At 65.4% G+C, this 23,664-nt stretch carries 20 protein-coding genes and 1 pseudogene; 2 read left to right on the plus strand and 19 right to left on the minus strand.

Annotated elements, in window-relative coordinates; all coding sequences use genetic code 11:
* Positions 1–15 precede the first annotated feature (15 nt).
* The 15 genes from OKW38_RS36455 to OKW38_RS36525 all read right to left on the minus strand — a co-directional run bounded on the left by OKW38_RS36455 (position 16) and on the right by OKW38_RS36525 (position 16,434).
* Entirely contained in the window at positions 16–432 is a 417-nt protein-coding gene (locus OKW38_RS36455; protein WP_090810088.1) for a universal stress protein, read from the minus strand.
* 196 nt (positions 433–628) lie between these two features.
* Positions 629–1,342 (minus strand): two-component system response regulator KdpE, encoded by a 714-nt coding sequence (kdpE, locus tag OKW38_RS36460; protein ID WP_090806163.1) that lies wholly within the window; start codon positions 1,340–1,342, stop codon positions 629–631.
* Positions 1,339–4,167 (minus strand): DUF4118 domain-containing protein, encoded by a 2,829-nt coding sequence (locus tag OKW38_RS36465; protein ID WP_429365305.1) that lies wholly within the window; start codon positions 4,165–4,167, stop codon positions 1,339–1,341. Before OKW38_RS36465 ends, kdpE begins: the two co-directional genes overlap by 4 nt.
* A gap of 76 nt (positions 4,168–4,243) precedes the next feature.
* Positions 4,244–4,828 (minus strand): potassium-transporting ATPase subunit KdpC, encoded by a 585-nt coding sequence (gene kdpC / locus OKW38_RS36470; protein ID WP_187631712.1) that lies wholly within the window; start codon positions 4,826–4,828, stop codon positions 4,244–4,246.
* Between the two features lie 19 nt (positions 4,829–4,847).
* Positions 4,848–6,932, minus strand: a complete 2,085-nt coding sequence (gene kdpB, locus OKW38_RS36475) for a potassium-transporting ATPase subunit KdpB (protein ID WP_429365574.1) — start codon at positions 6,930–6,932, stop codon at positions 4,848–4,850.
* Between the two features lie 85 nt (positions 6,933–7,017).
* Positions 7,018–8,826, minus strand: coding sequence for a potassium-transporting ATPase subunit KdpA (kdpA, locus tag OKW38_RS36480; protein ID WP_429365306.1), 1,809 nt, complete (start codon positions 8,824–8,826; stop codon positions 7,018–7,020).
* A complete protein-coding gene (gene kdpF, locus OKW38_RS36485; RefSeq protein WP_090806156.1) occupies positions 8,823–8,918 on the minus strand; it encodes a K(+)-transporting ATPase subunit F in 96 nt (31 codons plus the stop codon). The genes kdpA and kdpF overlap by 4 nt, the downstream gene beginning before the upstream one ends.
* A gap of 431 nt (positions 8,919–9,349) precedes the next feature.
* Positions 9,350–10,282, minus strand: coding sequence for a malonate decarboxylase subunit epsilon (gene mdcH, locus OKW38_RS36490; protein WP_429365307.1), 933 nt, complete (start codon positions 10,280–10,282; stop codon positions 9,350–9,352).
* Positions 10,282–10,980, minus strand: a complete 699-nt coding sequence (locus OKW38_RS36495) for a malonate decarboxylase holo-ACP synthase (RefSeq protein ID WP_429365575.1) — start codon at positions 10,978–10,980, stop codon at positions 10,282–10,284. Before OKW38_RS36495 ends, mdcH begins: the two co-directional genes overlap by 1 nt.
* Positions 10,980–11,801 carry a biotin-independent malonate decarboxylase subunit gamma gene (gene mdcE / locus OKW38_RS36500; protein ID WP_429365308.1) on the minus strand — a complete coding sequence of 274 codons (822 nt, stop codon included), beginning with the start codon at positions 11,799–11,801 and terminating at the stop codon, positions 10,980–10,982. The genes OKW38_RS36495 and mdcE overlap by 1 nt, the downstream gene beginning before the upstream one ends.
* A complete protein-coding gene (locus tag OKW38_RS36505; RefSeq protein ID WP_184068359.1) occupies positions 11,798–12,682 on the minus strand; it encodes a biotin-independent malonate decarboxylase subunit beta in 885 nt (294 codons plus the stop codon). Before OKW38_RS36505 ends, mdcE begins: the two co-directional genes overlap by 4 nt.
* Entirely contained in the window at positions 12,679–13,002 is a 324-nt protein-coding gene (locus OKW38_RS36510; protein ID WP_184038621.1) for a malonate decarboxylase subunit delta, read from the minus strand. The genes OKW38_RS36505 and OKW38_RS36510 overlap by 4 nt, the downstream gene beginning before the upstream one ends.
* A gap of 5 nt (positions 13,003–13,007) precedes the next feature.
* On the minus strand, positions 13,008–13,970 hold the full coding sequence (locus OKW38_RS36515; protein ID WP_090810081.1) for a triphosphoribosyl-dephospho-CoA synthase: 963 nt from the start codon (positions 13,968–13,970) through the stop codon (positions 13,008–13,010).
* 2 nt (positions 13,971–13,972) lie between these two features.
* Positions 13,973–15,643 (minus strand): malonate decarboxylase subunit alpha, encoded by a 1,671-nt coding sequence (gene mdcA / locus OKW38_RS36520; protein WP_429365309.1) that lies wholly within the window; start codon positions 15,641–15,643, stop codon positions 13,973–13,975.
* A 20-nt stretch (positions 15,644–15,663) separates the two neighbouring features.
* Positions 15,664–16,434 carry a GntR family transcriptional regulator gene (locus OKW38_RS36525; RefSeq protein ID WP_184038613.1) on the minus strand — a complete coding sequence of 257 codons (771 nt, stop codon included), beginning with the start codon at positions 16,432–16,434 and terminating at the stop codon, positions 15,664–15,666.
* Between the two features lie 204 nt (positions 16,435–16,638).
* Between OKW38_RS36525 and OKW38_RS36530 the strand changes: the two are divergent.
* A pseudogene (locus OKW38_RS36530) lies at positions 16,639–17,938 on the plus strand (MFS transporter).
* Between the two features lie 21 nt (positions 17,939–17,959).
* Here OKW38_RS36530 and OKW38_RS36535 read toward each other — a convergent pair.
* On the minus strand, positions 17,960–18,892 hold the full coding sequence (locus OKW38_RS36535) for a DMT family transporter (protein WP_187610185.1): 933 nt from the start codon (positions 18,890–18,892) through the stop codon (positions 17,960–17,962).
* Positions 18,893–18,994: 102 nt separating this feature from the next.
* On the opposite strand from OKW38_RS36535, the gene OKW38_RS36540 reads away from it, so the two are divergent.
* Positions 18,995–19,852, plus strand: coding sequence for a LysR family transcriptional regulator (locus tag OKW38_RS36540; RefSeq protein ID WP_090806141.1), 858 nt, complete (start codon positions 18,995–18,997; stop codon positions 19,850–19,852).
* A gap of 23 nt (positions 19,853–19,875) precedes the next feature.
* Here the strand turns inward: OKW38_RS36540 and OKW38_RS36545 are convergent, their stop codons facing one another.
* The 3 genes from OKW38_RS36545 to OKW38_RS36555 are packed head-to-tail and all read right to left on the minus strand — an operon-like array spanning position 19,876 to position 23,618.
* On the minus strand, positions 19,876–20,931 hold the full coding sequence (locus OKW38_RS36545; RefSeq protein ID WP_090806139.1) for an ABC transporter ATP-binding protein: 1,056 nt from the start codon (positions 20,929–20,931) through the stop codon (positions 19,876–19,878).
* Positions 20,932–20,981: 50 nt separating this feature from the next.
* Positions 20,982–22,586: an ABC transporter permease gene (locus OKW38_RS36550; RefSeq protein WP_090806137.1), complete on the minus strand. Its 1,605-nt coding sequence runs from the start codon at positions 22,584–22,586 to the stop codon at positions 20,982–20,984.
* The gene (locus OKW38_RS36555) at positions 22,587–23,618 is read right to left on the minus strand and encodes an iron ABC transporter substrate-binding protein (protein ID WP_429365310.1); all 1,032 of its coding nucleotides are present in this window, start codon (positions 23,616–23,618) and stop codon (positions 22,587–22,589) included. It lies immediately after the preceding gene.
* Positions 23,619–23,664: the final 46 nt, after the last annotated feature.

Raw genomic sequence — 23,664 nt, forward strand, 5'->3', positions numbered from 1 at the left:
GCTCACGCATGCAGTCTAGTGAACCATGGTTACCGGTCTGGTAGTCACGCGCCATAACCCGGCGAGCATGGTCAGTCTGCGAAAGAAACCGAAATGGCTGGCGTCGATCACGACGACATCCGGTTGAGTCTTTGCAGCATAGGCGGCAATGGCTCTTGCGCCGTGCCCGAACACCCGCTTCCATTTGTACGGAACGCCTGCATCCTCAAGGACTGAGCATGTCTGGATCAGCGCGTCGAGCATTATGTGCTTCTCATGGCGACGCAGTGCGCTGCGCGAGTGAAACGCTGCCGCACGCCCTTCGTCAATAGGCTCAAGCACTTCAAGCAGTTCGACTTCGGACACGCAGTGTTCCAGATACAGAAATGCGGCGTGTCGGGCAGCCTGTACGGCACCGCCGCTATCGACTACGGGGATCAGCAACCGTAACATTGAGCGCTCCGATTTCGGCCAGCAGACCGACTTTGACACTTCCATTTCAGCACAGAGCGTGTCAATGCGTTGCAAAACTATACGCAGGACATGTAAAAATCCCGTCAACGCGACGTCTCGAACGCGGTGCAAACATGACGGCAGCACTTCTGAGCGCAATTTCCCACTGAATCGGCGCTTCAGTGCGGATTGCATGCTACTGCCCCTGATAGTCGTTCGCTCCGACCAGTCTGTAGCCTACGCCAGTCTCCGTGATGATGTACTCTGGTTGCGCCGGATCACGTTCGAGTTTCTGGCGCAGGTGCCCCATGTAGACTCGCAAATAGTGGTCGTTATCAGCGTGCGTTTGGCCCCACACCTCCTGAAGTAGCTGTCGATGCGTCAGCACCCATCCTGCGCGTGACACAAGCGCCGACAGTAGCCGGTATTCGATCGGGGTAAGATGGACGATCTGGCTGTCGCGCGTTACCCTCCGTTCAGCAAGATCGATCGTGACAGCGCCGAAATGCACTTTGGTCGACCCCGTCCTGCCGCCGCAGGTTCGCCGCCGCAGGTGGGCGCGGATTCGCGCAGTCAGTTCCGGCAATCCGAACGGCTTGGTCAGGTAGTCATCGGCCCCGGCGTCGAGCGCCGCGACCTTATGCTCCTCCCGGGTTCGCGCCGTTAGCACGAGCACCGGCACAGTGGACCAGCTACGCAGTTCCCGAATCACGTCAATGCCGTCCATATCCGGCAAACCAAGATCGACGATGACGAGATCAGGCCGCCGTGTTGCGGCCTGCGCCAGCCCTTGCTCCCCCGTTTCGGCATCAAAGACCCTCATGCCATCCGCTTCCAGTGCCGTGTGAACGAAACGACGGATGTGCTTGTCGTCTTCAATCAGAACAACGGTGACCGTCGGCTCGCTCATGGTTTTGCCGGATCAACGGCCGGTGCCGGAAAGGCGCCCCCTGTTGACGCCGCCTGCTCTCCATCGTCGGGCCATAGCTCTGCGGGTGGCGCTTCGGCCGGCGGGGTCTCATCGGCGGGCAGCATGAACCAGAAGCGCGCGCCAATGATCTTACCCATTGTGCCGGTACGATTCTCGGCCCCGATCCTGCCGCCATGCGCCTCGACAATGGCACGGCAGATCGCGAGGCCAAGACCTATCCCGGCCTTCGCCGATTCTTTCTCGCCGCGCGTGAACTTGTCGAACACGCGCGTCTCCATGCCCGGCGGCAGGCCGGCCCCGCTATCGTCGACGCAGACCTTCACATATTTCCGGCCGCCATCATGGGCCGGCGTGGCATCGATCGTGAGCGGCGTCCCCGGTGGCGTGTACTTCGCCGCGTTCTCGAAGAGATTCACAAAGAGCCGCTCCATCAGCACCGCATCAAGCTGCAGCAGTGGCAGATCAGGCGGTACATGCACCCGGACTGGGCGCCCGGCGAGCGTACGCCGGCAAGCGCCGAGGGCCGCGCCGACGACCTCCTCGAGCATCGACCATTGCCGGTTCAGGCGCACGCCACCCGCTTCGAGGCGTGCCATGTCGAGCAGGTTCGTGACAAGACCATTCATCCTGAGCGCCTCCTCGTGGATTGCGTCGACGACTTCGCTGGTCGTTCTCGCAGGCACACCGCTTTTGTCCTGTTCGGCAAGCATCGACGCGAATCCGACGATTGCGGTCAGTGGCGTGCGCAGGTCGTGTGAGATCGCCGACAGCAGGGAGTTGCGCAGTCGTTCGGACTCCATGTTGATGAGCGCGTCCTGCGCGATTTCCACGTAGTGAACGCGTTCGAGCGCCAGCGCAATCTGGGCGGCGAACGCATCGAGCATCCGCTGCTGCTCTGGACTCGCCAGATCCGAAGTCTGCTCCGATATCATCGCGAGCACGCCGCGCGTACGCATCGGTGCCCTTAGCGGCAGGTACAGCGCGTCCGTGGCGGGCAGCGTATCCGTGCCACGTCCGGCAGGTTTTTGCTGGTCATACACCCATTGACCGATATCGAGGTCGAGCGCTTGTGCGTCCAGCATGACAGCAGGGTTAGGCTCTTCGACTTTCTGCCAGATCTTCTCTGCGCTGTCCGGCAGCAGGATCGCGACGCGCGCGTGAAACACTTCGCCGACGTGCCGCGTACCAATCTCGATGATCTGCCCGGTCGTCAGCGCCGCGCCCAGTTCACGTGACATGGCGTACATTGCACTGGTGCGCCGTTCGCGCATGGTCGCGATGTGCGCCTGACGGCGCAGGCTCGACGTCAGATGACTGATTGTCAAGGAAGTCAGCAGCATCACGAAGAAGGTCAGCACGTATTGCGTGTCCGAAACCGCGAATGTCATCTGCGGCGGTACGAAGAAGAAATCGAACGCCGCCACGCTGAGGAACGACAGCAGCACGCCCGGCCCGCGCCCGAGTCGCGCGGCCGCGAAGATCACGCCGAGCAGATACAGCATCACCAGGTTCGCCAGAGCGATATGGTGGAGAAAGGCTGACGCAACGGCTGTGATTCCTCCGCAGATTGCCAGGGCGTAAAAATAGCTTTGCGGCTTCAAGCGCCCGCCGCCTCCGGGCGCCACAGCAAAGCTCGGAGCACCGGTTCGCATATTCCGGCCCTCACGCTCCGGGGCCGCGCTCATCAGCGTGACGTCGATGTCGCGCGCGTTCTGCACGAGTTGCTCGCCGACCGGCGGCACGATCAGCCGCCGCCAGCGTCCCCGCGCTGACGCGCCGGCAACCAACCTGGACACATTGCGCATGCGGGCGTAAGCAACGAGCGTTTGTGCGGCGTCAGTCCCGTCGAGCGTGGCAGTTTCGGCACCGAGTTCGGCGGCGAGCTTCAACGCATCGAGCGTTCGTTTGCGCAAGTCGTCCGGCATGCGCTGCAGTTTCGGCGTCTCGACATACACGGCTATCCAGTCGGCCTTGATGCTCGTGGCGAGCCGCGAAGCGGCGCGCACCAGCACTGGCGCTTCCGGCCCCGGTCCGACGCACACAATGAGCCGCTCGCGTGCCTGCCAGATACGCTCAATAGACTGGTCGGCGCGATACTCACGCATCTGCGCATCGACGCGATCCGCGGTACGGCGCAGCGCCAGTTCGCGCAGCGCAATCAGGTTGCCCTTGCGAAAGAAGTTACGCACGGCATGCTCGGCCTGCTGGGGCAGGTAGACCTTGCCGTCTCGCATCCGGTCGAGCAGCTCTTCGGCGGGCAAGTCGACTAGTGTGACCTCGTCGGCGCCATCGAACACCCGGTCGGGGACAGTTTCCCAGACCCGGATACCCGTGATCTGACCGACAATATCATTGAGACTTTCGAGATGCTGGACGTTGACCGTCGTGTAGACGTCGATGCCCGCGTCGAGGAGTTCGTGGACGTCTTGCCAGCGCTTCAGGTGCCGCGCACCCTGCACGTTCGAGTGCGCGAGCTCGTCGACGAGGATGAGCTTTGGCCTGCGGGCGAGCGCGGCGTCGATGTCGAACTCGGAGAGCTGGTGGCCGCGATATTCGTGGCGCGCGAGCGGCAGTATCTCGAGACCATCCAGCAGCGCGATGGTTTCCTTGCGGCCATGGGTCTCGATGATCCCGACAACCACATCGGCGCCTTCTTCCTGCTGCCGCCGGGCGGCCTGCAGCATCGCAAACGTCTTCCCCACGCCCGCTGACGCGCCAAAGAAGACCTTCAGGCGGCCACGCTGCTGTTTCTCTTTATCCCGCTGGATCCTATCCAGAAGTTCGTCTGGGTCGGGGCGGTCCATCGAGTGTCTCCCATAAACGGCCGGCGGCAGACGTCAGACCCGCCCACCTTCCCGCCAGACGCACGTTGGCAGCACATCATCCGTGCATGGGTTTGAGGTCGTCGAGCGCGAGGTTGAGCTTCAGCACATTGACGCGCGCTTCGCCAAAAATGCCGAACTGCCGCCCGGACGTAGAGCGGGCAACCAGCTCGGTGACCTGGTCGGTCGTCAGCCCGCGGGCCTTGGCAACGCGTGCGGTCTGATAGGCCGCCGCAGCGGGACTGATCTCGGGATCGAGACCGCTGGCTGAGGACGTCACAAGATCCACCGGTACCGGCTGCGACATGTCGGTGCCCGCTGCCTTCAAGGCATCGATGCGACCTTTGATTTCGTCAGCGAGTGCGGGGTTGGTCGGACCAAGGTTCGAGCCGCCCGAGTTTTGCGCGTTGTAAGGGTTCGGTGTGGTCGCCGACAGGCGTCCCCAGAAATAGTACGGTGCGTCGAACTGCTGGCCGATCAAGGCGGAGCCTACTGCCTTGCCGTTGTGCTCAATCAGGCTGCCGCTCGCCTGGTGTGGAAACGCCATACGTCCGATGGCCGTCACAGCAATCGGATAAATGCCCCCCGCGATCACGGTCAGTACGACGAACAGCACAAGTACGGGGCGAATCAGGTTTTTCATGATGTTTGCGCTCCTTGTGTCAAACCCAGCCAAACGCGGACATGATCATGTCGATCAGCTTGATGAACGGAAACGGGAGCAGAATTCCGCCGAGCCCATAGACCAGCAGGTTGCGGCGCAACAGTGCGGCGGCCCCCAGCGGTCGGTACTTCACGCCCTTGAGCGCAAGCGGGATCAGCGCCACGATGATCAGCGCATTGAAGATCACTGCCGACAGGATTGCCGAGGCCGGCGAACTCAGATGCATCACGTCGAGCACCCGCAACTGCGGATAGGTCGTCGCGAACGCCGCCGGGATGATCGCGAAATACTTCGCGACGTCGTTGGCAATCGAGAATGTCGTGAGCGACCCGCGCGTCATCAGCATCTGCTTGCCGATCTCGACAATCTCGATCAGTTTCGTCGGGTTGGAGTCGAGGTCGACCATGTTGCCGGCTTCCTTAGCCGCCTGCGTGCCCGTATTCATGGCCACCGCGACGTCGGCCTGCGCGAGTGCGGGGGCATCATTGGTGCCGTCGCCGGTCATCGCGACGAGGCGTCCTTCACCCTGATGCGTGCGGATGATCGTGAGCTTCGCCTCCGGCGTGGCTTCGGCGAGGAAATCGTCGACGCCCGCTTCGGCCGCGATCGCCGCGGCGGTCAGCCGGTTGTCGCCGGTGATCATGATGGTCTTGATGCCCATCTGGCGCAGTTCGGCGAAACGTTCCTTGATGCCGCCCTTGACGATGTCCTTCAGTTCGATCACACCCAGCACGCGCGCTACGTCGCCGTGTTTTTCCGCCACCACGAGCGGTGTGCTGCCACGTCGCGCGACATCCGTCACGGCGCTCTCGACCTCGGATGCAAACTGCCCGCCGTGCATTTCGACGTAGTGCTTGATCGCTTCTGCCGCGCCCTTGCGGATCTCGCGGCCCGGCGTCCCGGAGGAAGTCCCCTTGGGGGACAGGTCGACGCCGCTCATCCGCGACTGCGCGCTGAACGCGAGGAAGGTCGCGTGCAAGGAGCTCATATCGCGCTCGCGGATGTTGAAACGCTGCTTCGCGAGCACAGTGATGCTGCGGCCTTCCGGCGTCTCGTCGGCAAGCGACGACAGCTGTGCGCCGTCGGCGAGCGCTTCCTCCGTGACACCCGGTGCCGGTATGAAGGCCGAGGCCTGACGGTTGCCGAGCGTAATCGTGCCGGTCTTGTCGAGCAGCAGCACGTCTACGTCGCCGGCGGCTTCAACAGCACGGCCCGAGGTCGCGATCACGTTCGCCTGCATCATGCGGCTCATGCCCGCAACACCGATCGCCGACAGCAGGCCGCCGATCGTCGTTGGAATCAGGCACACGAGCAGGGCAACGAGCGCGGTGATCGTCACGACGTGGCCGGCTTTTGCCACTTCGACGGAGAACATCGAGAACGGCAGCAGCGTGGCGGTAGCGAACAGTAGAACCAGCGTCAGCGCGACCAACAGGATCGTCAGTGCAATTTCGTTCGGCGTCTTCTGACGCTTCGCGCCTTCGACCATCGCGATCATGCGGTCAAGGAACGCTTCACCCGGGTTCACACTGACGCGTACGACGATCCAGTCCGACAGCACGCGCGTGCCACCCGTCACCGATGAAAAGTCGCCGCCCGACTCGCGGATCACCGGTGCGGATTCGCCGGTGATCGCCGATTCGTCGACCGACGCCACCCCTTCGATCACTTCGCCGTCGGCCGGGATCACGTCACCTGTCTCGACCAGCACGACGTCGCCGCGGCGCAGATCGTTCGCGGCCATGATGCGGATCGGCGCTTTCGGATGCGGCTCCTGCAGTTTCTTTGCCACCACATTGTGTTTGGCGCTGCGCAGCGACGCGGCCTGGGCCTTCGAGCGGCCTTCGGCCAGCGCTTCGGCAAAGTTCGCAAAGAGCACCGTGAACCACAGCCACAGCGCGATCGCGAGGATGAACCTCGCAGGCGCCTCGGCCTGGCCGGCGAGCGCAGCAAACCACAGGATCGTCGTCAGGAGGCTGCCGACGTAGACGCAGAACATCACCGGGTTGCGCAACTGGGTTCGCGGCGTGAGTTTCCTGAAGGAGTCCACGATTGCCGGGCGAACCAGCGTCGGATCGAACATCGACCTGGCCGCGGTGCGCGCCTGACCGATATTGCCCGGCTGATGGACAGGCGGTTGGGTATGGGTAGTCATGCTGTCCTCGAAATCAGTGAGCCGAGATCATCATCAGGTGTTCGACGACCGGGCCGAGCGCGAGCGCGGGCACATAGGTCAACGCACCGACCAGTACCACGGTGCCGAGCAGCAGCACGACGAACAGCGGACCATGCGTGGGCAGCGTACCGGCGGTAACGGCAATGCGCTTCTTGCCCGCGAGCGAACCGGCGATGGCAAGCACCGGAACAATCGATCCAAAGCGCCCGAACCACATCGCGATCGCGAGCGTCACGTTGTAGAAGGGCGTATTGACCGACAGGCCGGCGAATGCGCTGCCGTTGTTGTTCGCGGCCGAGCTGTACGCATAGAGGATTTCAGAGAACCCGTGCGGACCGGGGTTGGCGATTCCAGCCACACCCGCTGCCGTCAGCACACCAATCGACGCGCCTAACAGTACGAGTAATGGTGTGAGCAGCACGGCAATCGACACCATCTTCATCTCGTACGACTCGATTTTCTTGCCGACGTACTCGGGCGTGCGGCCGATCATCAGCCCGGCGACGAATACCGCGAGCAACGCGAACACAAGCATCCCGTATAGCCCGGAGCCCACACCGCCGAAGATCACTTCGCCAAGTTCAATCAGCAGTAGCGGGACCATGCCACCGATCGGCGTGAGCGAATCGTGCATGTTATTGACCGCGCCGCATGAAGCCGACGTCGTCGCAACGGTGAAGATCCCCGACTGCGCGATGCCGAAGCGCGTCTCCTTGCCTTCCATGTTGCCGCCCGGCTGCAAGGCGGACGCGGTTTGATCGACATGCAGCGAGGCAAGCAGCGGATTGCCGCCCTGCTCGGAGGAAATTTCCACCCAGCAGGCGGCCGCGAAGGCGATCGTCATCGCGGCGAGGATGGCGTATCCCTGGCGCTGGTCGCCTACCATCCGGCCGAACACAAGGCACAACGCCGCAGGAATGACGAGCATCGCGATCATCTGCACGAAGTTCGCGAACGGCGTTGGGTTTTCATACGGGTGCGCGGAGTTGGCGTTAAAGAAGCCGCCCCCATTGGTGCCCAACATCTTGATCGCTTCCTGCGATGCGGTGGGCCCCATGGCGATGGTCTGCCTGTCGGCCTTGTTGTCGACCATGACCGGATTGCCCTTCGCATCCTTCACCGGGTTGCCCTGGGCATCAGTCTTGGGCGTCTGGTAGGTCGTGACCTGCAGCGTGGCGACGTCCTTGTATGACTCGAAGTTCTGGATCGCACCCTGGCTGATGAATACGAGCGCGATGACCGTCGCGAGCGGCGCGAGGATGTAAAGCGTGATGCGCGTGAGGTCGACCCAGAAGTTGCCGATGGTTTTCGTCGTATGGCGTGCAAAGCCGCGGATCAGCGCTACGACGACGGCAATACCGGTGGCGGCCGAAAAAAAGTTCTGAACGGCTAACGCGGCCATCTGCGTCAGGTAGCTGACGGTCGACTCCGGCGTGTAATCCTGCCAGTTCGTATTGGTCACAAAGCTGATGGCCGTATTGAATGCAGCGTCGGGGGTCATCGGGCCGAAACCCTGCGGGTTTGCCGGCAGCCATTGCTGGAGGCGCAGGAATCCGTACACGGCCAGCGCGCCGAGCGCATTGAAAACGATCAAGGCGAGGGCATAGTGCGTCCATGCCATTTCGGCTTCGGGATTGACGCCAGCGAGCTTGTATAAGACCGCCTCCAGCGGCCTTCCGATACGCCGCACGACGACGGACGAGCCGTCAAGCACGCTGGTCATGTAGCGGCCAAGCGGAATCGCGAGCGCGATCAGCACGACGATATAAAGTCCTGTCTGGAACAGGTTATTGGCGTTCATTCGAGGGCCTCCGCTCGCAGCAGGGCGTACACGAGGTAGACAAACAGTAAGAGCGTCGACACTGCGGCGAGCCACGTCATCCAGGAAGTCATGGACGGCCTCCGGGGGCGCGGCGGAGCTTGTCGCAGCCGACCGCAAGCGCTGCGACCAGCCCCCCGAATGCGGCGATGGCGATGAGGTAAACCAGATCCATGACGATGCCCTCCCATGACGGATCTTTCCAAGATCAAGCCTATGAAAGAGGGCGTAAACGCCGTGGTAAGACTACGTGCTGGGGTATAAAAAATATGTAAACGGGACCCGGTTCTCGCCTCGAAGGAACACCAGTCAAGGCGATCTGCGCGATGCGCGTCCTCCCCGGGTTCGGCGTCAGCCGTTTGCGCAGATCCGGACTGCGTCAGGCGCAGGCAGCTCTTTTCTCCGGGCGCGCCGAAGCAGCATGGACCAGACGCGACCTTTGTCTGTCTGAGGCTGCCGGAATGATTCTTCTGAGCAGAGTTCGCACACCGCAAAGCACACCCCGTCAGCCACGCTCCAACCGCCTGCGTACCGTCCCCACCAACCTGTCAAACGGCAATGTACTCGCAGCCAGCGCACTGACCTCAGAAAAATTCTCCCTCACGATATCTGTCAACACCTGCCCCGGCGGCGCCTCGACCAGCACCTGCGCGCCCATTTCCTGCATCACGGTCAGCGCATCGAACCAGCGCACGGTGTAACGCATATTGGTCGCAAGATCCTCGCGAATCGCATCGGCCGTATATAACGGGCGTCCACCGCGATTGCCGATATAAACACCGCGCGGTCTTTCAAAATGCAACGTGCGCGAGTACGCCAGCAGTTCGTCGCTCGCACGCGCGAGCAATTCGCAATGCGAGGGCACGCTGACCGCGAGCCGCGTGGCCTTGCGCGCGCCGGCCGCGAGCGCGCGTTCGATGAACCCGTCGAGCGCATCGTCCGCGCCGGCCATCACGATCTGGCGCGGTGCATTGACGTTGCCGATATACACGCGTTGCCGTTGCTCCGCGGCCTGCTGTGCAACGAGCGTTTCCGCCTGCTGCTCGCTCAAGCCGGAGACGGCCGCGAGACCATAGCCCGCCGGATAAGCGGTTTCCATCAGCTCGGCGCGTCGCTGCACCATCTTCAGCGCGTCGCGGAACGCCACCGCGCCACAACTGACCGCCGCCGCATACGCGCCGATCGACAGTCCCGCGCTGATCTGCGCCGCCAATCCTTCATCGGCGAGCGCGCGCATGATCGCGACGCCCGCGACGGTCAAGCCCAGTTGCACCGCGACCGTCGAATCGAAAGCGTCGGCTGAGTCGAGCGTCAGCACGTCGATGCCAAGTGTGTCGGAGGCTTCAGCGAGCGTGTCCTGTACCGCGCGATGCTGCGGCAGTCGATGCAGAAAGCCTTCGCTCTGCGCACCCTGGCCGGGGAACAGAAGCGCGAGCATCAGGCAATGCCATGGTGAGCAACCGCCGCCCACGGATCGGCGATCAAGCGGGGGCCGCTCGCATCGCGGGCAAGCACGCGCGCCTTGCCCGCGGCCCATTCCGCGAGCGCCACGCCACCCGCGGGTGTTTCGAGTTGCGCATCGATGCGGATACCGATATGCGCCGCGAGCGTTTGCAGTTGCTCCAGCAAAGCACTCGCGACATTCAGCGCCAGCAGTTGCGGCGCGCGGATCAACAGATCGAGGTCGCTCGTTTCGTTGACGGTCGGCACGTGCGTCGCCAGTTCAAAGCCGGTGCTGCCAATAGGTCCCCAAGCGAATCCACCAAGCGGACCGCCCGAATCACGTTGCAACGAAAGCAGTGCAACGAACGAGGGCAATGCATCACGTCCAGCATCGGCTTGCGTCTGCGCGAGCGATTCCGGCGGCACGGCACCGACGATATCGTCCGCATGCACCCATGTGCCGTAGCGTTGCGCTCGCTTCGCACCGCGTACGCCGATCGCGACGAAACCATCAGCGGCGAGCGCGCGTCGGACGACCGCATACGGCGCGCGTTCGAACGCGTCGCGAACCCACGCCGGTTCGTCATCGGGCGAGTCCAGCCGCCGCAAGCGCAGCAGATCATGCGGCCGCCACCGCGCGTCGCACGACGTGGCGTGCACGGTGGAGAAGGGCGCAGCCGCACACACGCGCATCACACGGCATCCCATTGTTCGGCAAGACGCCGCCGCACCTCGATCGATGCCGCGCGAGTCTGCCGCGCCGCCGCCGATTCCAGCCGACGCGCGAGCGTACGATCCCCCTCGCGCGCGCTGCGAATCTGCTCGACCAGCACCGTGCGCACGCGCTCGATCTGTGCCGTGTCGGGCGCGTCCGCGTCGATGCCTTCGATCAACTGATCGAGCAGCCCCAACTTCGCGAACGACGCCATCGAATACGACATCGGCACGATCGTGTCGCCGAGTTCGTCGAGTTCTTCGACCGTGCGGCGCGTGACGCGCGCGGCCGCTTCCTTGCCCATCGCGTGGACCATCGTGCCGGGCGCGTCGAGCGCGACGATGCGGTTCGCCTGATAGCCGTGCGCGAGGAACGCGCCCGACATCGCCGGACCGACGATCAGCGCGATCACCGGATGGCCGGCGTCGCGCGCGCTCGCATAGGCGTCGACGGCGGCCGCGCAGGCGAGGTGGATGCCGAGCATTTCCTCGCGATAGCCGTACGCCTGGCTCTTCACGTCGACGATCGCGACGATCGGGCGGCGCGTGCCGGCGTCCACACCCGCATCCGCTTCGATCGCTTCACGCACCGCGCGCGCGAGTTGCCAGCCTTGTTCGAGCCCGACCACGTTGGTGGTCGCGCGCGGAAAACGGTTCGCGGGATCGGGCACGACCGTGATGAAGCGCGCGGTGTCGCCGCCGAGCGGCGCATCGCCGCTCCAGACGGGCGCCGCGCTCGACGGTTCGCCGGCAAGTGCATTGAACCAGCGCGCGCCGCGCGTGAGTGTCGTGTCGTTCATGCCTGCTCCTTGTTCGACGCATCGCGCCCTTGCGGGTTGTACACATCACGCAGCGTCTCGGGCGTGACGCTCGCCGGATCGATCCGCGCGAGCCTCTGCAAGAACGTGTCGACCTGCTCGCTGCGATGCGTGGCCGGCACGCCTTGCGCGAACGCGGCGCGTACGGCGGCGCGCACGGCCTCGGCATCGTCGTCGACGAGTGTGTCGGCGAGCGCGCTCGCCACGCGCTGCTCGCCGCCGATCAGTTGCCATACGCGACGGCGATCGCTCGCATCGAGTTCTTCGATACCGGCTTCCTGCTCGATCACTTCAGGTCCGTTCATGCCGAGCCGTCCCTGCTTCGTCACGATCAGATACGAGCACAGCGCGGCCGCGAGCGACATGCCGCCAAAGCAGCCGACCATGCCCGCGATCACGCCGACCACCGGCACGCGCCGGCGCAGCGCGACGATCGCCGCCTGAATCTCGGCGATGACCGCAAGCCCAAGGTTCGCTTCCTGCAGCCGCACGCCGCCGGTCTCGAACAGCACGACCGGGCGCACGAGCTTGCCACGCTCGCAGTCGCGTAGCGCCATCTCGAGCGCCGCGGCGATCTTGCTGCCCGACACTTCGCCGATGCTGCCGCCCTGGAACGCCGATTCGATCGCGGCGACTACCGCCGGTTCGCCGTCGATCGTGCCGCGCGCGATCACGCAGCCGTCGTCGGCCTGGCAGACGATGCCCTGCAAGGGCAGCCACGGCGACCCGATGCGATCGAACGGTCCGAGCAGTTCGCGGAAGCTGCCCGCGTCGAGCAGCGAGCGGGCGCGCTCGCGCGCGGGCAGTTCGATGAAGCTTTCGCGCAGCAGCGGCGCGCTATGTACGCTGGCGCTCGTGCTCATACGCTGTCTCCTTCCTCGGCCGCTTCGACCGCTTCGGCGAGCCGCAACGCGACCACGCCCGGCGTCGCGCCGAAGTCGTTGATCTCGATGTGCGCGGCGCCGTCGTAGCGCGTGAAGAAGCGATCGAGCACGCTCTTCCAGATGTGGCTATAGCCGTCGACGCTGGTGCGCACCACCACGTGCGCGGCGAGCGCCGAACCGCCTGGATCGGCGGCGGCAGGCGACAGCAGCACTTCCAGATCGCCCGAGCCGACCACGCCGACGTGCGCGCGGGTCGTGACGGCGCGTTGCGCCGGATAGTCGAAGGTCAGATGTTCCATGAGGCTCAGCTCCGGCTGGCGTCGCGATGCGCCAGCATGTCGAGAAAGAGGGTGGCGGCGAGCAGATCGGCCGCGCCGCCCGGCGATGCGTTCAGCGACAGCAGTTCGCGTTCGAGCGCGTCGAGCGCGACGCGGCCCGCGGCTGTCGAACTGCCGCCCGCGTCGAGCACGCGCCGCGCGCCGCGCTGCCCCGCATGCAAGCCCGCGAGTCCCGCGCGATGCAGCAGGCAGGTATCGTCGAGCGTGCTCATGATCGCGAGCAGCGCATCGATGCGCGCGGCGTTTTCGTCGAGGCCGCGTGCGCGGGCCGCGTGCAATGCCGGCAGACCGACGTCGAGCGCGTGCGGAAAGCCGTCCTGCGCTTCGCGCCGCGCACCACCGACCTGATAGCGTCGACGCGCGCGTTCGCCGTGGCTATCGGACGAAGCGGCGAAGCGGTCCGGGAAGCAGGCGATCTGCGCGGCCAGCGTGCAGATGCGCGAGGTATCGACACGGTTGGGACCGCCAGGTCTGTGCGCACGCATGGAGGAACTCGAAGCCGTTTCGAGCGCCACGCCCGCAACCAGCAAGCCGATGATCCAGATCGCGCCGCGATGCGCATTGCTCCCTCCCGTCGCCTGCATCATCTCCTGTTCGCCCGCGCGGCCGATCTGCGCGAGCTCGGCGCGCAGCAGCGCCGAGGGTTCGCCGCGGCGGCGCGCCGTGCGCGCCAGCGCCGCGAAGGTCGGTTCGAGCGCGTGCGCGGAGCGCCGCATGATCGCGAGATCGAGGTCGCGATGCGCGCCGCTGCCGCGCCGGTCGACGAGCGCGGGCTTCGGCGTGAGCTCCGCCTCGTCGATCAGCGCGGTGATCGCGTCGCGCGCGAGTCGGGCGTCGGAAAACGGCGCGACCGGCGAGGTGCCGCACGCATCGCGCAGGACTGAAGCGAGCGGCGCGTCCAACCGTTCAAGAACAGCAGCGGACGCCATCGTCACCAGCTCCGGAAGCGCGCGGGCGGCGCGTACAGTCCGCCCGACCACGTGACCAGATCGTCGATGCTGCGCGCCGCGAGCAGCGAACGCTTCGCGTCGCCGCGCCGGATGCCGAGATCTTCCGGATACGCGACGATGCCGCGCCGGCGCAATTCCGCGGTTTTCTCGGGCTTCGCGCGCAGACCGATCGGCGTGACACCGGCCACCGCCGCGACCGCCGCGCGCCGCTCGTCGATGCCTTCGGCCTTGTGCAGATGCGCGATGCCTTCCTCGGTGACCACATGGCTCACGTCGTCGCCGTAGATCATCACCGGCGCGATCGGCATGCCGTTTTTCGCGCCGACCGCGACCGCGTCGAGTTCATCGACGAAGGTCGGCTCGCCGCCTTTCTTGTACGTTTCCGCGAGTTGCACGACGAGCTTCTGGCCACGCGACACCGCGCCGTCGCCCTTCAACAGCTTCAGCCACGCCTCGCTCGAATGACGCCGGCCGCGCGGATCGTGGCCCATGTTCGGCGCGCCGCCAAAACCGGCGAGCCGTCCGCGCGTGACCGTCGACGAATTCGCGTCCGCATCGATCTGCAGCGTCGAGCCGATGAACAGATCGACGCCGTATTGCCCGGCCAACTGACACAGCACGCGGTTCGAGCGCAGGCTGCCGTCGTTGCCGGTGAAGAACACATCGGGGCGAGCCTCGATATACGCCTCCATGCCGACCTCGCTGCCGAAGCAATGGATGCTGTCGACCCAACCCGATTCGATCGCGGGGATCATCGTCGGGTGCGGATTGAGTGTCCAGTTGCGGCAGATCCTGCCCTTGAGACCGAGCGATTCGCCGTAGGTGGGCAGCAGCAGTTCGATCGCCGCGGTATCGAAGCCGATGCCGTGATTCAGCGACGTGACGCCATACGGCTCGTAGATGCCGCGTATCACCATCATCGCGGTCAGCACCTGCAAGTCGCCGATATGGCGCGGATCGCGCGTGAACAGCGGCTCGACCGCGAACGGCCGGTCCGCCTGCACGACCACGTCGACCCACGAGCCCGGAATGTCGACGCGCGGCAATTCGTCGACGATCTCGTTGACCTGCACGATCACGATGCCGTGACGGAACGCGGCGGCCTCGGCGATCGTCGGCGTGTCCTCGGTATTCGGGCCGGTGTACAGATTGCCGTGACGGTCGGCCTTGTCCGCGCACAGCAGTGCAACGTGCGGCGTCAGGTCGACGAACATGCGCGCATACAGCTCGACATACGTATAGATCGCGCCGATTTCGAGCTGGCCGTCTTCGAGCAGTTGCGCGACGCGCAGACTCTGCGGCCCCGCGAACGAGAAATCGACCTTGTGCGCGATGCCGCGCTCGAACAGCGTCAAGTGCTCGGGACGACTGATGCTCGAAATCAGCAGATGCAGGTCGTGCAGCTTGTGCGGATCGACCGTGGCGAGCGAGCGCGACAGGAAGTCGGCCTGCTTCTGGTTGTCGCCTTCGAGCGCGACGCGCTCGCCGGGCTGGATCAGCGTTTCGAGCGCATCGACGATGCGGTGCGTGGGCAGCACGCCGTCTTCGAGCCACGGCGCGATGGCCGCGAGGCGGCGGTTCTTTTCGTCGCGCCGGGTCGTCCACGAGCGGGCAGTGGACCGCGATGCGGCGGCTTCGGCGGGGTGGTTCATCGGCTCGGTCATCGGTTCGATCAGCTCCCGGTGGTGACGCGCGGGCGTCGGCCGCGCGGCTTCGGTTGATGTGCAAGCGCTTCTTCGCGCGCGCGCTCGGTCAGGAAACGATGCAGAAGCTCGCCGGTGCCGAGCAGATGCGCGACCACTAGCGACTGCGCGGTCGCGATATCGCGGCGCTCGACGGCATCGAGCAGCGCGGCGTGCTCACTGTCGGACTCGCCCTTGTACGACGGCAAGCCGAACTTCAGGCGCAGATAGCGTTCGCCGCGCCGGTGCAGCAAGCCGATCATGTCCTCGAGCTGCGGCCGGCCGGCGGGCGCGTAGAGACACATATGGAACGCGGCATTGCGCGTGACGTATAGCGACGGATCCTCTTCGCGCTCGGCGGCGCGGCACAAGTCCGCGGCTTCGCGCAGCGTCGCGGCGGTGTGATGCGGAATCGCAAGGCCGAGCGCGAGACTTTCGAGCGCCGAGCGGATCTCGTAGATCTCGCGCGCTTCGTTGGCGGACAGCGGCGCGACGCTCGCGCCTTTATGGACCGCCGCTCGTGCCCAGCCCTCGCTTTCGAGCTGGCGCAGCGCCTCACGCACGGGAATCGCACTGACCGAGAAATGCCGGGCAATCGCGTCCTGGCGCAGCGGGGCGCCAGGCGCGAGCGTGCCGTCGACGATCGCCGCGCGCAGCGCCTCAGCAATCATGTGCGAGGTGCTTTCGCGCGGCGCGGCGGCCGGAAGAAACGAACCGGACATGGCGGCGTCCAGGGGAAAACCTTCAGTTGCGTCGGTCATGGTATCAAATATTATATATGAAAAGACGCGCATTTCGGCGCGGGCAAACCCGGAAGTCTTGAACCACATCCAGGCAGGTGCTCGCGCCGTCCTCTGAATGAGTTGTACGAGGACATCGCCGATCAATCAACGTCGTCGAGCCATCTCCAAGCGCGCCCGTCCCTTTCTTCGTTACGTTCAACTATCGTAGGCCGGAGGAGCATGATGAATACAGTGACCGACCGACGAGCGGTCGCGCGTCAGCGCACACCGCTCAATCGTTCGCAGATTGCAGGGTTCTGGGGAGCGTGGGCCGGCTGGACGCTCGACGGCATGGACTCGTTCATTTACGCGCTGGTGCTCACGCCCGCGCTGACCGAGCTGTTGCCGCGTTCGGGCTTCGCGGCGACGCCGTCGAATGTCGGCCTCGGGGGATCGATCCTGTTCGCGCTGTTTCTGGTCGGTTGGGGACTGTCGTTCATCTGGGGACCGCTCGCCGATCGCTTCGGCCGCACCAAGGTGCTCGCCGCCACCATCTTCACGTTCGCGATTTTCACCGGGCTCGCCGCGACCTCGACCCAATGTGTGGCAGCTCGGTATTTATCGCTTCATCGCGGGCGTCGGGATCGGCGGGGAGTGGGCGCTCGCGGGCACCTACGTTGCCGAGGCCTGGCCGGAGGATCGTCGCAAAATGGGCGCCGGTTATCTGCAGACCGGCTACTACGCGGGCTTCTTTCTCGCGGCTGCGCTCAATTACACGGTCGGCGTGCATTTCGGCTGGCGCGCGATGTTCGTGACTGGCGCGGTACCGGTCGTCGTTGCGATTCTGATTCTGCTGCGCGTGAAGGAGCCGGAGAAGTGGCAGAAAGCCGACGCAAAGACGGTGCGCGTGAAGCCGTTGCGCGAGATCATGGGGCCGGCTTACCGGCGTCGCACATGGGTCGCGTGCATTCTGCTGACGATCGCGATCATCGGGCTGTGGGCGGGCGCCGTCTACGAGCCGTCCGCGGTGATCCAACTGGCGGCGCGCGCCGGCATGTCCAAGGGCGATTCGATTCGCACCGCGTCGCTCGCGACCGGCTTGCTGTCGATCGGCACGATCCTCGGTTGTCTCGCGCTGCCGCCACTGGCCGAGCGCATCGGCCGCAAGATGACGCTCGCGGTGTACTTCGCGGGGATGGCGGTGTCGATCGCGGCGAGCTTCGGTTGGGCGTTCTATCTGCCGAACGGGCTCGCGCCGTTCATCGCGTGGCTGTTCGTGCTGGGCTTTTTCGGCGGCAACTTCGCGTTGTTCAGCCTGTGGCTGCCCGAGCAGTTCGAAACCCGTGTACGCGCGACGGCGTTTGCGTTCTGCACGTCGTTTGGACGCTTCGTCGGCGCCGGCGTCAACTTTCTGCTCGGCGCGGCGGTGCTGCATATGCAGACGCTCGGCGTGCCGATCGCGTTGACCGCGCTCGTGTTCGTGCTCGGCCTGTTCGTGATTCCGTTCGCACCGGAGACGAAGGGCGAGACGCTGCCGCAGTAAGAACCGGGCGGGCGGCGCGCTTTACTTCGCGTGACTGCGTGCCCGCCCACCCGGATGCAGCAGCGTCAGCAACGGCCAGCCCAGATTGACGCCGAGACTCGCGGCGACGATCAGCGCCATGCCCGCCAGTTGCGAGAGCGATAGCGCACGGCCATACACGAGCGCATCCACGACGATCGCGGTCAGCGGATAAACGAACAACAGCACCGCGATCACTGGCGTGCTGAGCTTGGGCAGCGCGCCGTAAATCAGCACATACGACAATCCCGTGTGCAGCACGCCCATGCCGATCAGCCAGAACCACTGCATCGGACCGATATGCGTGAGCGTCAAAGGCGCGATGAGCGGCGCGATCAGCGGCAGGCAGATCACGCCGACCGCGCATTGCGTGAGCGTCAGCAGATGCGGGCGCATTTCGCCGAGGCTCTTCGCGATCAGCGTGACGCTCGCATACAGCAGCGAGCCGAGCAGCGCTTCGCTCAAGCCGATCAGATAGCTGCTGTGGCCTTGCAGGTTTCCGGCCGCGATCACGCCCGATGCGAGCACGAGCCCGACGAACGCCGTCGCGATCCAGCCGAGCCGGTCCGCGCCGAGCCGCTCGTTAAAGAGCGCCGCGCCGATCAGCACGACCCAGAACGGCTGCACGTGAAACACGACGGTCGCGACCGCGATGCTGGTGCGATGAATCGCATCGAAAAAGCCGACCCATTGCGTGACCATCAGCACGCCGGAAATCAGCGCGAGCGCGACCGTGCGGCGCGTGAACTGCGCGCGCGTGAAAAAGCCCTTCCACGCGCAATAGGCGGCGAGCGAGAGAAAGCCGAACAGGCAGCGGAAGAACACGAGCGTCAGCGCATCGAGCCGCGCCTCCTCGACGAAAACGCCGATCGTGCCCATCAGCAGGCCGCCGCTCGCCAGCGTGATCGCGCCTTGTTGACGTGAGGTGAGGGACATGCGCAACGACTCCGTAACATGATGCCTGCGAGTATTGCGCCGCTTGTGGCCTGTTCACAAACGAATTAAATTGAGCAATTCCATAAGCCCGGTTGATAAATCGTGAACCCTGAATTCGACGTCGATCTGTTGCGCAGCTTCGTCGCGGTCGTGGAGGCGGGCAGCTTCACGAAGGCGGCGGCGAGCGTGCATCGCTCGCAGGCGGCGGTCAGCATGCAGATCAAGCGGCTCGAAACGATGCTCGGCACGACGCTGTTCGCACGCAACACGCGCAACCTGTCGCTGACGCGGCCCGGCAGTACGCTGCTCGAATACGCGCGGCGCGCGCTTGCGTTGCAGGAGGAGGCGTGGTCGGCGATCGTGCGGCCCGAGGTGACCGGGCGGGTGGTGCTCGGCGCGCCGGACGACTATGTGTCGTCGCTGCTATCGCCGGTGTTGCGGCGTTTCGCGACGCTGTATCCGCGCGTCGAGATCGAGATCGTCTGCGCGCAAAGCACGGCACTCGCGCCGATGCTCGCGGACAACAAGATCGACCTCGCATTCGTCACGCGCGACCGCAGGATGCGCGGCGAGTTCGTGCGCAGCGAACCGATGGTGTGGGTGGGGGCGTCGGTCGATACGCCGGTGCTGAAGGCCTCGCCGTTGCCGGTGGGGTTGTACGAGCCGGGCTGCGTCGCGCGCCAGCACACGCTGGCTGCGCTGGATGGCGCGCGCATCCGTTATCGCGCGGCGTTCAGCAGCGCGAGCCTGATGGGGCTCGTCGCGACCGTGGATGCCGGTTTGTCGGTGATTGCGCTGACGCGGTGCAGCGTGCCGCCGCGGCTCGCGATACTCGGCGACGCGCAAGGCCTGCCGAGAATCGCGCCGCTCGAAATCGTGGTCGCGCGCAGCGCGAAATCGGATCGGCCGACCTGCGATTATCTGGCGCAGCAGATGGTGCAGGATCTATCGCTGCGGTAGCCGAGCGTGCCAGCCTTAGCCGTTCAGGCACGCGAATAGGCGGTCACTTCACCCTCGACCGCGAGCCGCACGCGCTCACCCGGACGCGGGCACAGATAACCGGGCACGCGCGCGCGCACCATCGCCCGCGTCGCGGACTGCAATTGCAGCGCGACGCTTGCGTCCTGCCCCTGGAAGATCACGTCAGTGACGAGCGCGTCGTGCTCGGCGCCTGTGCGCGCGGTTTCATCGGCGCGCAGCAGGCGGATCTGCTCGGGACGCACCATCACGTCGACCGCACCGTGGCCGACGGGCGCGACCAGTGCGAGTTCACCGAGCTCGCAACTCGCGCGATCCTGTTGCGCGATGCCCGGCAACAAGACCGCCTCGCCAATGAACGACGCAAGCTCGCGCGTCACCGGCCGGCGGTATAGCACTTCGGGCGTCGCGGTCTGGATCAGCCTCCCATTCCACAGCACCGCGACCTCATGCCCGAGCGACAACGCCTCGGACTGATCGTGCGTGACCAGCACGGCAGTCGCGCCGGCCGCGGCCAGCGCACTTGCGACCGCCAGGCGCGTTTCGACGCGCAGCGCGGCGTCGAGCGAGGAGAACGGCTCGTCGAGCATGATCAGCGTCGGCGCGGGTGCGAGCGCACGGGCGAGCGCGACACGTTGCTGTTGACCGCCCGACAGTTGCTGCGGCGCGCGCTCGCCAAAATACGCGGGCAGGCCGACCAGCTCCAGCAACTCAGCGACGCGATGGCGCGCGCGGCGCTGCGTGCGTGGCAGACCGAACACGATGTTGTCCGCGACCGACAGATGCGGAAACAGCGCGCCTTCCTGCGGCACGTAGCCGATGCGGCGTTGCTCCGACGGCACGTGCAGGTTGTCGCCGACGACGCGCCGGCCATCGATCTCGACGCTGCCGCCGTCCGCGCGCTCGAAGCCGCACAACAGGCGCAGCAGTGTGGTCTTGCCGCTGCCCGAGGGCCCAAGCAGCGCGAGCAGCGTGCCGCGCTCGACCGAGAGATCGAGGCCGTGCAGCACCGGGTGACCGTCGAACGATTTCTGCAGTCCGCGGATACGAAGTTCGCTCATGAAAATCCGAAGTAGTCGAACAAAAGCAGCGATGAAAAAGCCGGCGCGTGTCAGCCGCGCTCGCCGAGCAGCGCCGAGCGGCCGAGCAGCGCGAACAGCAGCCCCGACGCGCACAGCGAGATGCCGGTCAGCAGCGCCGCATACGGCGCGGCGGCGGCGAACGCCATCGTCGACGTGTCGGCCCACACTTGGGTCGCCAGCGTTTGCGTGTCGAGCGGCGACAGCAGCAGCGTCGCGTTCAGTTCGGTGACGACCGAGATGAACACCATCGCCGCGGCAGCGCCGAGCCCGGGGCCCGCGAGCGGCAGCACGACGCGCACGAGCGTCTGCGTCCAGTCAAGGCCGAGCGCGCGCGCGGTTTCCTCGAGGCGCGGCTGCGCCTGCATGAATGCCGCGCGCACGCTGACGAGCGCGACCGGCATGAACAGGATCGCGTAGGCGACGATCAGCAGCGTCGCGCTTTGATAGAGCGGCTGCAGCGCATGCACGGCGAGCGAGACGATCGCGAGCGCAATCACGAGCCCCGGCACGCCCTGCGCGAGAAACACGGTGCGCTCGAACAGCGTCGCGAAACGCGTCGGATAACGCACCAGCAGAAACGCGAGCGGCACCACGAGCAACGTGGTCAGCGCGGCGGCCGCGAGGCCGAAACCCAGCGACGAACACGTCGCGTTCCACAGCAGTTCGGGCGATACGTCGGCGGGCGTCACGGCGGCCGCGCCCGGCTGCGTGAGCCAGAAGCCGATCATGCCGAGCGGTACGCCGAGCGTCGCAAGCGTCAGCAGCGCAAAGCCCGCGACGACGAGCCAGCGCCACCCGCCGAGCTCGTAGCGCAACACCGCGCGGCGCGTGCCGCGATCGACGCGCTCATAGCGCGCTGCACCGCGCACGCGAAACTCGAACGCAAGCACGACGAGGCAGATCACGATCAGCAGACACGCGAGCAGCGATGCACCGCCGCCGTCGAAGCTGGTGCGATATTCCGCGTAGATCTGCGTGGTAAACGTATGAAAGCGCAGCAGCGTGAACGCGCCGAATTCCGATAGCACGCCGAGCGCGACGAGCAGCATGCCGCCGAGCAGCGCCGGCCGCAGTTGCGGCAGCACGACGCGCGCGAAACTCGTCCAGCGGTTGCAGCCGAGTGCGCGCGCGCTTTCTTCGAGTGCCGGGTCCATGCCGCGCAGCGCGGCGGCGACCGGCAGATAGACGAGCGGAAAATACGCGCAGGTCAAGACCAGCAACGCGCCGTTGAAGTCCTGCAAGTCCTCGCTCAACGACACCCACGCATAGCTCGAAATGAAGGCCGGCATCGCGAGCGGCGCGGCGCACAGCACGGCCCACGCGCGCCGTCCGGGAAGATGCGTGCGCTCGACGAACCACGCGGCGGCCGTGCCGATCACCGCGCAAACGAGGGTAGTCGTGACGGTGATCAGCACCGTATTGACGAGCAGCTCGCCGACGAGCGGCCGCCAGATCAGATCGAGCGCGTCGCCGATGCCGAAGCTCGCCGCGCGCCAGAACGTAAACGCAATCGGCAGCAGCACCAGCGAAGCGCTGAGTGCTGCCGCCGCAAAAAGGCTGCGCGGCGCGCGCGTCCGGCCGCGCGCCGGGGCTGGGGGGACAGCCGGCGGACCGGCTGACAGTGCTTCGCTCATTTACAGCAGGCCTGCCTGACGTAGCAGCTTGCCGGCCTGGCTATCGTCGCCGAGCTGCTGGATCGTCAGCGTGGGCGGAGTCAGTTCGGCAAACGGCTTGAGGATCGGGTCCGGCGCGACACCCGCGTGCAGCGGATATTCGAACATCACGTGGCTGTTGGCCATTAGCTGCTGTGCGCGTTCGCTGACCAGATAGGCGAGAAACTTCTGCGCGCCGTCCGCGTTGTGCGCTGACTTCAGCACGCCCGCGCCCGATACGTTGACGAGCGCACCGGCGTCGCCGTGGCCGAAGTGATAGATCGCGCTGCGGGTTTTCGCATCGCCGATTTCCGCATGCAGACGCGCCCAGTAGTAGTTGTTGATCAGACCGGCCGCGACCCCGCCGCGATTGACCGCGGCGACCACGCCTTCGTCATCGTCGAAAATCTGCGAGTTGGCTTTGAGACCCTTCAGCCACGCGAGCGTCTGCTCTTCACCCTTCAGGGCCAGCACCGCGCTCACGAGAGGCAGGAAGTCGGCGTCGCTCGGCGCGATGCCGACCTTGCCTTTCCATTCAGGCTTCGCAAGGTCGAGCACCGATTGCGGCAGTTGCGACGGCTGCAGCTTCGTCGTGTTGTATGCGAGCACGCTCTCGCGCGCGGTCACGGCGACCCATACACCGCTCGGCGAATTGAAACGTGCCGGCACCGCGCGGAGCGTCGCTTCGTCGATCTTCGCGAGCAGCCCCTTTTCCTCGAGCAGCATCAGCTCCGGCGAGTTCTCCGTGAAGTACACGTCGGCGGGCGAGGCCGCGCCTTCCGCGACGATCTGCGCGGCGAGCGCCGGGCCTTCGCCGTTGCGCACTTTCACCGAGATGCCCGACTGCTTTTCGAAGTCCTTCGCGAGCAGATTCACGACCTGCTCGTGCTGCGCGTTGTACAGCGTGATCGACGCCGAGTGAGCCGCCGACGGCATCGTCGCGAGCGCGGTGAGCGACAGCGCGGCCATGCTGCCGAGCGCGCGCAGACGGGTGGCAAACCAGGAATGAGCCATGTTGCAGAAGTCCGTTTTGATTGTGTTGAGTGAGCCAGGCGCTGCA

Source organism: Paraburkholderia sp. MM5496-R1 (assembly GCF_050436205.1).
In the GTDB taxonomy this organism is placed as follows: domain Bacteria; phylum Pseudomonadota; class Gammaproteobacteria; order Burkholderiales; family Burkholderiaceae; genus Paraburkholderia; species Paraburkholderia tuberum.

Coding starts and splice junctions, on each gene's coding strand:
- OKW38_RS36550 (WP_090806137.1), bottom strand. CDS start 22,586: ATGAGCGAAGCACTGTCAGCCGGTCCGCCGGCTGTCCCCCCAGCCCCG.
- OKW38_RS36525 (WP_184038613.1), bottom strand. CDS start 16,434: ATGACCGACGCAACTGAAGGTTTTCCCCTGGACGCCGCCATGTCCGGT.
- OKW38_RS36545 (WP_090806139.1), bottom strand. CDS start 20,931: ATGAGCGAACTTCGTATCCGCGGACTGCAGAAATCGTTCGACGGTCAC.
- OKW38_RS36495 (WP_429365575.1), bottom strand. CDS start 10,980: ATGCGCGTGTGTGCGGCTGCGCCCTTCTCCACCGTGCACGCCACGTCG.
- OKW38_RS36510 (WP_184038621.1), bottom strand. CDS start 13,002: ATGGAACATCTGACCTTCGACTATCCGGCGCAACGCGCCGTCACGACC.
- OKW38_RS36515 (WP_090810081.1), bottom strand. CDS start 13,970: ATGGCGTCCGCTGCTGTTCTTGAACGGTTGGACGCGCCGCTCGCTTCA.
- mdcH (WP_429365307.1), bottom strand. CDS start 10,282: ATGCTCGCGCTTCTGTTCCCCGGCCAGGGTGCGCAGAGCGAAGGCTTT.
- OKW38_RS36455 (WP_090810088.1), bottom strand. CDS start 432: ATGTTACGGTTGCTGATCCCCGTAGTCGATAGCGGCGGTGCCGTACAG.
- kdpB (WP_429365574.1), bottom strand. CDS start 6,932: ATGTTCGATCCGACGCTGGTTCGCCCGGCAATCGTGGACTCCTTCAGG.
- kdpC (WP_187631712.1), bottom strand. CDS start 4,828: ATGAAAAACCTGATTCGCCCCGTACTTGTGCTGTTCGTCGTACTGACC.
- kdpE (WP_090806163.1), bottom strand. CDS start 1,342: ATGAGCGAGCCGACGGTCACCGTTGTTCTGATTGAAGACGACAAGCAC.
- OKW38_RS36465 (WP_429365305.1), bottom strand. CDS start 4,167: ATGGACCGCCCCGACCCAGACGAACTTCTGGATAGGATCCAGCGGGAT.
- OKW38_RS36555 (WP_429365310.1), bottom strand. CDS start 23,618: ATGGCTCATTCCTGGTTTGCCACCCGTCTGCGCGCGCTCGGCAGCATG.
- kdpA (WP_429365306.1), bottom strand. CDS start 8,826: ATGAACGCCAATAACCTGTTCCAGACAGGACTTTATATCGTCGTGCTG.
- mdcA (WP_429365309.1), bottom strand. CDS start 15,643: ATGAACCACCCCGCCGAAGCCGCCGCATCGCGGTCCACTGCCCGCTCG.
- kdpF (WP_090806156.1), bottom strand. CDS start 8,918: ATGACTTCCTGGATGACGTGGCTCGCCGCAGTGTCGACGCTCTTACTG.
- OKW38_RS36535 (WP_187610185.1), bottom strand. CDS start 18,892: ATGTCCCTCACCTCACGTCAACAAGGCGCGATCACGCTGGCGAGCGGC.
- mdcE (WP_429365308.1), bottom strand. CDS start 11,801: ATGAACGACACGACACTCACGCGCGGCGCGCGCTGGTTCAATGCACTT.
- OKW38_RS36505 (WP_184068359.1), bottom strand. CDS start 12,682: ATGAGCACGAGCGCCAGCGTACATAGCGCGCCGCTGCTGCGCGAAAGC.